Consider the following 3894-nt stretch of genomic DNA (forward strand, 5'->3'; position numbering starts at 1 on the left):
TATTTTAATAATGTAACCGCCAGTCAGATCTTCGCCCGACAATTCGTCCGGATTTAACTTCGCCAAATCTAATCGAAGATCATCACGCTTAATTTTTTCCATCAGCACGTACACGCCTTGGTATTGGTCGTTCAAAAATAATTCAACAAAACGGCATCGGGGCGAATAGTGCCCCAGTGCTGCGTCGAGGGTAAATATCAGCACATTTCGAATCAGGGTTTTATCAGAATAGGGACCATAAAGAATCCAGTCTTCTTCGGCGGGCATTCCAAGCAAAGAGGCATCAATGTCCTCTCCGTGATCATTTTTCAATTCCAATCCGTATGACTTCTTTGGAAAGCCTTGAGATGAAGATCCGCGAAGTTCAATACCAATTTTTCCGTTGTAGTCGTTAAAGTCATCGGTTAACGCATTGGTTTTCCCGGCCCCATTCCAAATGATTCCCATGGCCGCATCAATTTTTGGATCATCCGAAATTGTTTTGCCGCCTGTATGGACAAGCACTAACGGCAAGTTTGACGAGCTAAACGACTGGCCAAAAGCCGTCGAAAGAAAGAGTAGGAAGAACAGAAATGGTAAATATCTCCGCATAGAGATCGGTTTAAATTGGTTCTTATGGTTTTAGGTTGTGCCACCCGTCATCCAACTGATTTTCGCAAGAAATGAAAGAAGTAAAGATAACATACTAAATCCGAATGCGAAAGCACGATGTCAGGCAAATTATAGAATCCTGTGCGTTATACCACTTGCACTCGCTTATTGAGCATCCGAAGGATAAAAGGATAAAGGATGACCGCGGACAAAATCACCGTAGTGCCGATGTAAAAGCCAGCTGACATGTACTCCGAGTCCTTAAAGATAAAGTAGGCCATCACAATGCCATAAACCGGCTCCATATTAATGGTCAGCACGACTGAATAGGCCGACAGCACTTTCATCACATCGATGGAAACCACGTAAGCATAGGCCGTGCAAACAATCCCCAGAACCATCAACCACAACCAGTCCATGGGCATGGGGGCCACGAAGCCCGAAGAAAAGCGTCCGCTCAGTAAAAGAAAGATTGAGATGCCCGCAAAGCCGCTGCCCATTTCGTAAAAGCTGATGGCCACCGGGTTGTATTTGTTGATGAAAGTTTTGTTAAGCACCGTAAACAAGCCGGCCAGAAAAGCCGAAGTCAGTGCGGTAATAATCCCCCACTTGTAGCGAAATTCGAATTGAAAAATAAGGTAAAGACCTAAAATAATAATCAGCCCAATAATCACTTCCACCCAAATAATTCGCCGTTTAACAATGATGGGTTCGAGGATACTGGTGAATAAGGTGGTGGATGCCAAACAACCCAAGGTAACCGACACATTGGAAATTTTGACCGCATGAAAAAAGGTGATCCAGTGGAAAGCCACCACCAAACCAACGCCCAGCATTTGCCAAATGGCGCGCGGCGGATAAGCAATGGATCGCTTGCGGTATTTGAGAAACAATCCCAGCGCCACAAAAGCAATGAGCATGCGATACCAAACCATTTCGGCGGCAGGCAAAGTAATCAGTTTTCCGAGGATGGCCGTGAAACCATAAATGAAAACAACGAAATGGAGCTTAATGTGGTTTTTCAACAGTTCGCTCATAGGGTCAACTTCAGCGTTAATTTTGTGGCGTGCAATTTACGAAAGGCTGTGAAATTACAGCTCGTATTCCTTCAATTAAATCACAACCAAAAGAGCCTTGTGGCTTAGCATCCACAAGGCTCTCTCCCTTTAAATCGTTCAACGGAAGACTATTTCAGTCCCCGTTTCTGCAACAGATATTCGGACGAAGGATCTTGTCCCCGGAAGTTGCGGTAAATCACCATGCCTTCGTCGGAGCCCGATTTGGCCAGCAAAGTACGGAACTTGGCTGCCAACTCAGGATTAAACAAATCGCCTGATTCTTTAAACGCTGCAAAAGCGTCGGTATCCAACACGCCGGCCCAAATGTACACGTAATAGCCAGCCGAATAGCCACCGGCAAAAATATGTGAGAAATAGGTGCTGCGGTAACGTGGAATGATTTCTTCAATCAAACCGATACGGTCGAGTGCCGTTTTTTCGAACGCGCGAACATCGCCGGTAAACTCCTGCGTGTGCCAATCCATGTCGAGCAAAGCGGCAGCCAGGTATTCAACCGTAGCAAAACCTTGGTTAAAATGACCGCTGTTCACCAGTTTCTGAACCAGCTCATCGGGAATCACCTCACCGGTTTCGTAATGCTTGGCATATACTTTCAACACTTCGGGTTCGGCAGCCCAGTTTTCCATGATTTGCGAAGGCAGCTCCACAAAGTCGCGTGGCACATTGCCGGCCGTGCGCTGGTAAGGTCCGTCGGTAAACAATCCGTGCAGGGCATGGCCAAACTCGTGGAAGAAGGTAGTCACCTCATCGAAGTTAAGCAGCGCAGGTGTGTCGCCGGTAGGACGCGTAAAATTACACACAATCGAAGTGATCGGGTACTGTACTTTCTGTCCGTCTTTGTAAGCCTGATCGCGATAACCGGTATTCCAGGCTCCTACCCGCTTGCCATCTCTAGGGTGGAAATCCATGTATAAAATCCCCACATGCGAACCATCGGCTTCCTTCACTTCCCAAGCTTCCGCTTCGGGGTGATACACCGGAATATCCTCGCGGCGTTCGAACTGAATGCCATACAGTTGAGTCGACACATAGAAAATACCATCACGCACGTTCTCCAGGCTGAAGTAAGGTTTCAGTTCCTCTTCATCCAGGTTATATTTTTCTTTCCGAAGTTTTTCGGCATAATACCACCAATCCCACGAGGCCAGCTGAAAGTTTCCGTCCTCACGATCGACGATGGCCTGCATTTCGGCCCTTTCCTGCTTGGCAACTTCCAGGGCAGGTTTCCAAAGTTTATACAGAAAATCGTACACATTTTCGGGCGTTTTGGCCATGTTGTTATCGGTAATGTACACCGCATGGTTTTCAAAACCGAGTAATTGGGCTTTCTCTTCGCGCAACTCCACCATTTGAGCCAACACCTCGTTGTTGTCAAATTCGTTGTCGTTGTCGCCGCGCATAAAGTAGCCGCGGTAAATCTTTTCGCGCAAGTCGCGGTTTTCGGCATATTGCAGGAATGGGATGAAGCTCGGCTTTTGCAGGGTGAAAACCCATTTGCCGGTCATTCCAGCTTTGTTGGCTTCGTCAGCAGCCGCGGCAATCACGCCTTCGGGCAGGCCGGCCAAGTCGGCTTCGTTGTCAACCACCAACTGGAAATTCTTGTTGGTTTCGGCCAGCAGATTTTCGCCAAACTGCAAGCGCAGGTTGGACAATTCCTGGTTCAGCGCACGCAGCTTGGTCTGGTCTTCGTCCGATAAATTCGCGCCACTGCGTTCAAAATCCTTGTAATACTTTTCCAACACGCGCATCTGTTCGGCATCGAGGTTCAGGCTTTCGCGCTGGTCATAAACGGCTTTCACCCGCTGAAACAAATCTTTATTCAGCATGATGTTATCGCTATGCTCGGTTACTTTGGGAGAAATCTCACGGGCCAGAACCTGCATTTCTTCACTGGTGCTGGCCGAGTTCAGGTTGAAAAAAACCGTGGTTACCCGTTCCAGCAAATCACCTGACTCATCAAAAGCCAGGATGGTATTTTCGAAAGTGGGTGCTTCCGAATTGCTTGTGATCGTTTCAATTTCTCGTTGATGTTGTTTAATTCCCTCTTCGACAGCAGGCAGATAGTGCGAAATTTCAATCTGTTCAAAAGGAGGCACCTCGAAAGGGGTGTCATATGGTCTCAAAAAAGGATTGTCCATGGCTGTTTTTGTTTCGTTTGATGAATTACAGGAAACAAAAATAGCCAGAATAAGCAATAATACAGGATTAATTTTCTTCATGTTCT

Annotated in this window: 3 protein-coding genes; all 3 read right to left on the reverse strand. The window is 46.9% G+C overall.

The window, feature by feature from the left end:
- The coding region (locus tag AAC033_RS18575; protein WP_339740956.1) for a CotH kinase family protein at positions 1-591 on the reverse strand (591 nt) is incomplete at its 3' end.
- Positions 592-737: 146 nt separating this feature from the next.
- Positions 738-1628, reverse strand: coding sequence for a DMT family transporter (locus tag AAC033_RS18580; RefSeq protein ID WP_339740958.1), 891 nt, complete (start codon positions 1626-1628; stop codon positions 738-740).
- A 149-nt stretch (positions 1629-1777) separates the two neighbouring features.
- Positions 1778-3894 (reverse strand): M3 family metallopeptidase (locus tag AAC033_RS18585; RefSeq protein WP_339740961.1); only part of this gene is annotated, 2117 nt, incomplete at its 5' end.

The sequence above is a fragment of the uncultured Sunxiuqinia sp. genome, from assembly GCF_963974515.1.
Lineage (GTDB): Bacteria > Bacteroidota > Bacteroidia > Bacteroidales > Prolixibacteraceae > Sunxiuqinia.